This is a genomic window from uncultured Streptococcus sp. (assembly GCF_963518475.1).
GTDB lineage: Bacteria > Bacillota > Bacilli > Lactobacillales > Streptococcaceae > Streptococcus.
Genome location: NZ_CAUQJA010000040.1, coordinates 1 through 4,967, shown reverse-complemented (window position 1 = coordinate 4,967; position 4,967 = coordinate 1). Strand labels below are relative to the sequence as shown.

The window sequence follows — 4,967 nt, the reverse complement described above, 5'->3', positions numbered from 1 at the left end:
TTGACCAAGGGATCTTCCTCTTCGGCATAAAGGAAAATCAAACCATCCACACGTTTACCGTAAACCATCTGTGAAATAGCTTTAAGACGCTCTTTTTCGTCTTTACCTGTTGCAATCTGAATGGCATAGTGGTTTTCAGAGGCGACTTGGGCGATACCACGGAGAACAGATGGGAAGAAAGGATTTTGATAGAAGGCGTCTGAGTCGTCAGGAAGCACCAAGCCGATAACTTGGGTATAACTGCTTACCAAGCTACGAGCGTTGAGGTTGGGGTGGTAATTGAGCTCCTTCATAGCTTTGCGAACGCGTTTTTTTGTTTCGTCGCTAATGGTTGATTTATTTTGAATAACACGGGTTACGGTTGAAGGTGAAACACCAGCAGCCTTGGCCACATCTTTAATCGTAACGGGCATAAAAATCTCCTATTTATGGTAATCTGGATCACGGAAATGCGTTTTATAAAAGATAGTGACCAGATATAGAACAAAAAGAATGTTTTGTACAGTAATCAGAGTTGTCATATTTTGGCCAAATAATCCCAAAATAAGTGTAATCAGAGTTGGTAATCCTAAACAGTTCAAGATAAAATGATAGCACTCTTTAAAGGTTCTAAATGAAAAGAGGCGTGATTTCTTAGTGATATAAAGGAGAAGACTCGCTCCTAGAGAGACGATAAAGAAATTCAAACCAAAGAGGAAGCTAGCACCGAGAACTAGGAAGAGACTGATATAGACACGATTTTGCTGATACCAGTCTTTAGAAATGGCTTGGGTCAAGCTGTCTTTACTTTTGAAACTCTCAGTCTCAATCGCTCGGTAAGAGATACGGGTCAGCTCTTTACTTTCCTTGCTGATGACGAGCTCATTCGTATCGAAATGCAGTTGCAAGTCCTTAGGTAATTCCTTACTTTGACTTGGACCGATCACGATAGAAGGCGCTTGACTAGCTGTTCCAGTATAAGTTAATTTGCCATCAACAATTGTAGCGTGTTCAGAGAGATCCTGTACAACCTTATCTGTCAATGGTTCATAGACATTATCGATAAAGGTTTCTAGCGGATAAGTCTCCTGCGAGCTGTTTTGGATGGCAATAGGTACCATAGACAAGCTGATAAGGAAGATACTGGTAAAGAGAAGCTGAAACCAGTTGAGTCCGAAACGTTTGGACAGGGGCTTACGAAATCCCCAAATACTTGAAAAATAGGAAAATGGATATGGAAGCATAGGTATCTTTCTAAAAGGTGTTTTCTATATGAGTATTATTATATAGAGAAATGTGCTTTATTTCAAGTCCAGGAGAAAAATTGCTTGTTACAAGGATAGTTTTATAGTCACAAGCTTCAAAATGAAAAAGGGTGGCGGGGATATATTATCCCTTGTCGCCACCACTTGTAAGTCCTGAAACAAAGTTCTTTTGTAGGAAGAAGAAGAGAATACAGATTGGAAGGGCGATGAGGATAGCACCTGCTGAGAAGTAGGCAATCTTCAAGTTCTTCGCATTGTTGACGAAGGTTTGGAGACCAACGGCAACAGTAAAGTATTCTTTCTCACGAAGCAAGAAACTAGAGAGGATGTAGTCCCCGAAAGGTCCCATGAAGGCCCAGAGAGCTTGTACGGCAACCATTGGGCGAACAAGTGGAAGAACAATTTGCCAGAAGCGACGGAAGTGTCCTGCACCGTCTAGTTTTGCAGATTCGTCTAGAGACATTGGCACTGTATCGAAGTAGCCTTTCATGAGCCAAGCATTCATCGGGATACCACCACCAACGTATAGGAAGATGAGGAACCAGCTGTGGTTAAGGGCGTTCAACATAAGCGCCATAACGAAGAAGGCTGTCAAAGCGGCCATGGTTGGCACCATTTGGATAATCAAGAAGAAGACCAAACTTTGTTTACGAGCCAAGAAGTTGTAACGGCTGTAGGCATAACCAGCAAGTACGATGATACTTGTTTGAACCGCCATGGTAACCAAGGCGATGATCAAGGTATTGAGATACCAAGTACCGTATAGAGTTTCAGTAAAGAGTCCTTTAAAGTTATCAAAATTGAAGTCGATGTTAGTATCAAGTTTAAAGGCTGCGACGTTACCTGCTTTAAAGGCTGACATGATGGTAATCAACAGTGGATAGATAATCACGATTGATAGACCAATCAAGTAGAGGTAAGTAAGGGTTTGAGTCAGTCTACGTTTGAGTTTAATTGAGTTATTCATCTTAGACGTCCTCCATATCAAATGCGTGTAGTTTCTTGAATGCGATCATAGAGATTGAGATGACAATGATAGAGATAATCAAGGTAACAGCTGCCGCCATTGAGTATTGAGGAGATGTACCTGTTGTCAAACGGTAGATCCATGAGATCAAGATATCAGTTGAACCAGCTCCCCCTCCGACACTACCAGGACCTCCACCATTGAAGAGGTACATGATAGAGAAGTTGTTAAAGTTGAAGGTGTATTGGCTAATCAAAGTAGGTGCAGCAACGGCCAAGATCATTGGGAAAGTGATGTTGCGGAATTTTTGCCAAGCATTGGCACCGTCAATATAAGCTGCTTCGTAAAGGTCGTTAGGAATAGATTGCAAGATACCCAAGGTCAAAACGTAGATATATGGGAATCCAAGCCAACCTTGCATCATAATCAAGGCAATCTTAGTCCAAGTTGGGTCTGTTTTCCAAGGAATAAGAGCACCATCAAGGAAAGGAAGGAATTTAGCCAAGATTGGCAATACTTGAGTGTTGATAGCACCAACACTATCGTTAAACATGTTTGAGAATGTCAGGATAGTGATGAAGGCTGGGACAGCCCAAGGAAGAAGGAAAATAACACCGAAGATACGTTTTCCTTTGATAAATGGTTGGTTAGCAATGATAGCTGTGAAGATACCAATGACGATCTGTAAAGTTGAGGCAGATAAAGCCCAGATGATAGTCCAAGAAAGGACGGCACCAAAGGCAGAACGGAAGGTACTCAAGCTCCAAATGTTTGTAAAGTTGGTCAAACCAACCCAGTCCAACAATTTGTTTGGTGGCAAGTGTTGGAAGTCGTAGTTGGTAAAGGCGATCATCAAGGTTACGATAACTGGGAAGATAATCGCAAAAGTCATGGCAATGTAAGATGGAATGATTAAGAGGTAAGGGAAGCCATTTTCATAAATCCCTTTGATCATGTCTTTGAGGGTACGTGGAACTGGAATTCCATTGTTAATGTGTTTGGCAGTTGTATGTGCGTCTTTGATATTTGCGAAATAAAAGAGTACATAAACAACTACAAAGATTAAATGGAAGGCACCACGAATCAGCATAAAGAGGGAATTATCACGACCTGGTTTGTCACCAAGAGTGATGAGATTGCTCAATTCAGGGGCTGCAAGTGCTAGGAAGTAAAGGACGAATACGATGGTTACACCAAGGAAGATAAAACCTTTGGCTTTTTGTTTATTGTAAATCTGTCCTAACCCAGGAATGATAGACAGCAGAGCTGCTTTACTAGGTTGTTGCTTTTCCATAATAACTCCTTTCATAGGATACTGGTTTCTAATTAAAACCTAAACTATATATGTTTTTGATTGATAAATTCAAAGGGGGATTTGATTTCCACCCCCCTTGAACAAATTTTTTATTCACCAAATTTTTGTTTGATTGTTTCTTTGATCAATGTTACAGCGTCGTTAGCAGCTGTTTTCGCATCTTTCTTACCACTTACAGCATCAAAGAGCATAGTTTTCGCTGGATCCCAAACTGCAGACATTTGAGAGATGTTTGGCATTGGTTGAGCGTTCTTGAACTGTTTGATAACAGCTGTTGTCAACTCATCGTTTTTACCTTCAGCATATGAACGAGCTTCAGTGTTAGCTGGGATTTCGTTAGTTGTATCGTAGAAGGCTTTTTGTTCTTCAGTTGAAACTAGGAAGTCTACAAATTTTTGAGCGCCTTCAAGGTTCTTAGTGCTTGATGGGATGATCCAAGCTTTACCACCACCGAATGCAGCGTAGTCTTTTCCGTTTGGAAGAGTTGGGATAGTTGCAACACCGTAGTTTACTTTAGCATCTTTGAAGGCTTGAGCTTTCCAAGGTCCGTCGATGATAGCAGCTGTTTTACCTTCTTGGAATTGAGTTTGGATTAAGTTGCCAGCACCTTCAGTATCTTGCATACCTTTAGGCCATTTTTCATACCAAGATTTAGCGTAGTTGATACCTGCGATAGAACCGTCGTTTGCAAGACCGATATCTTTAGCGTCTTTACCGTTTTGTCCGAATACGTAAGCACCGTTACCAGCAAGAAGTCCATATGCATAGTAGAAGTTTGTCCAGTCAGCTAGGAAAGCAGAAGTTTTTCCATCTTCTCCAGCGAAGGCATATTTGCTATCTTTAGCAAGGTTTTCTAAGTCAGCAAAAGTTTTTGGAGCTTCTTTTACCAAGTCTTTGTTGTAGTACATAACAAGTGACTCGATAACAGCAGGAGCACCGTAAACTTTACCATCAGCAGCTGTTACAAGAGATTTAGTTTTATCATCTGTTTTAGCGCCGTCGCTCAATTTCACTTCTGAAAGTTGTCCGTCAGTACCAAGGCTACCTACACGGTCGTATGGAGCCATCATAACGTCAGCAGCTTTACCAGATTGGTTATCTAGAGAAAGGTTGTCAAGCCCACCCATTTGGTCTCCTGTTTTGATGGTAACTTTTACTCCAGCTTCTTTTTCGTAAGCTTTTGCAGCTGATTCAGCAAATGCTTTATATTGGTCTTCAACGTAGAAAGTGATTTCTTTCGCTTCAGATGAACCAGAATCAGCAGGCTTATCAGCAGTTTTGCTTCCGCAAGCTACCAAAAGCAAGCTAGCAAGTGTAGCAGTTCCAAGCACAGCAGCGCTCTTCATGAATTTAGATGACATAGTGTATTCCTCCTAAAGAATAACAAATTTTATAATGAGGAAACGCAAACGTTTTCCTTTATGGGACTAGTATAACACAA

5 protein-coding genes are annotated in these 4,967 nt (G+C 41.1%); all 5 read right to left on the bottom strand.

What is annotated here, in order from left to right; all coding sequences use genetic code 11:
• Positions 1–413, bottom strand: a 413-nt coding sequence (locus tag RYK12_RS09890) for a LacI family DNA-binding transcriptional regulator (RefSeq protein WP_314848820.1), incomplete at its 3' end; no start/stop codon positions are given.
• Between the two features lie 9 nt (positions 414–422).
• Entirely contained in the window at positions 423–1,223 is an 801-nt protein-coding gene (locus RYK12_RS09885) for a DUF1189 domain-containing protein (protein ID WP_125410152.1), read from the bottom strand.
• A 145-nt stretch (positions 1,224–1,368) separates the two neighbouring features.
• Complete coding sequence (locus RYK12_RS09880) at positions 1,369–2,211, bottom strand: sugar ABC transporter permease (RefSeq protein ID WP_001065642.1); 843 nt, start codon at positions 2,209–2,211, stop codon at positions 1,369–1,371.
• Position 2,212: 1 nt separating this feature from the next.
• Positions 2,213–3,505 (bottom strand): ABC transporter permease subunit, encoded by a 1,293-nt coding sequence (locus RYK12_RS09875; protein ID WP_314848818.1) that lies wholly within the window; start codon positions 3,503–3,505, stop codon positions 2,213–2,215.
• A 110-nt stretch (positions 3,506–3,615) separates the two neighbouring features.
• Positions 3,616–4,887 carry an extracellular solute-binding protein gene (locus RYK12_RS09870; protein ID WP_314848817.1) on the bottom strand — a complete coding sequence of 424 codons (1,272 nt, stop codon included), beginning with the start codon at positions 4,885–4,887 and terminating at the stop codon, positions 3,616–3,618.
• Positions 4,888–4,967: the final 80 nt, after the last annotated feature.

What these genes read in the sequence shown, in the direction of transcription:
- RYK12_RS09885 (WP_125410152.1), bottom strand. Translation starts at nt 1,223, where the DNA reads ATGCTTCCATATCCATTTTCCTATTTTTCAAGTATTTGGGGATTTCGT.
- RYK12_RS09880 (WP_001065642.1), bottom strand. Translation starts at nt 2,211, where the DNA reads ATGAATAACTCAATTAAACTCAAACGTAGACTGACTCAAACCCTTACT.
- RYK12_RS09875 (WP_314848818.1), bottom strand. Translation starts at nt 3,505, where the DNA reads ATGGAAAAGCAACAACCTAGTAAAGCAGCTCTGCTGTCTATCATTCCT.
- RYK12_RS09870 (WP_314848817.1), bottom strand. Translation starts at nt 4,887, where the DNA reads ATGTCATCTAAATTCATGAAGAGCGCTGCTGTGCTTGGAACTGCTACA.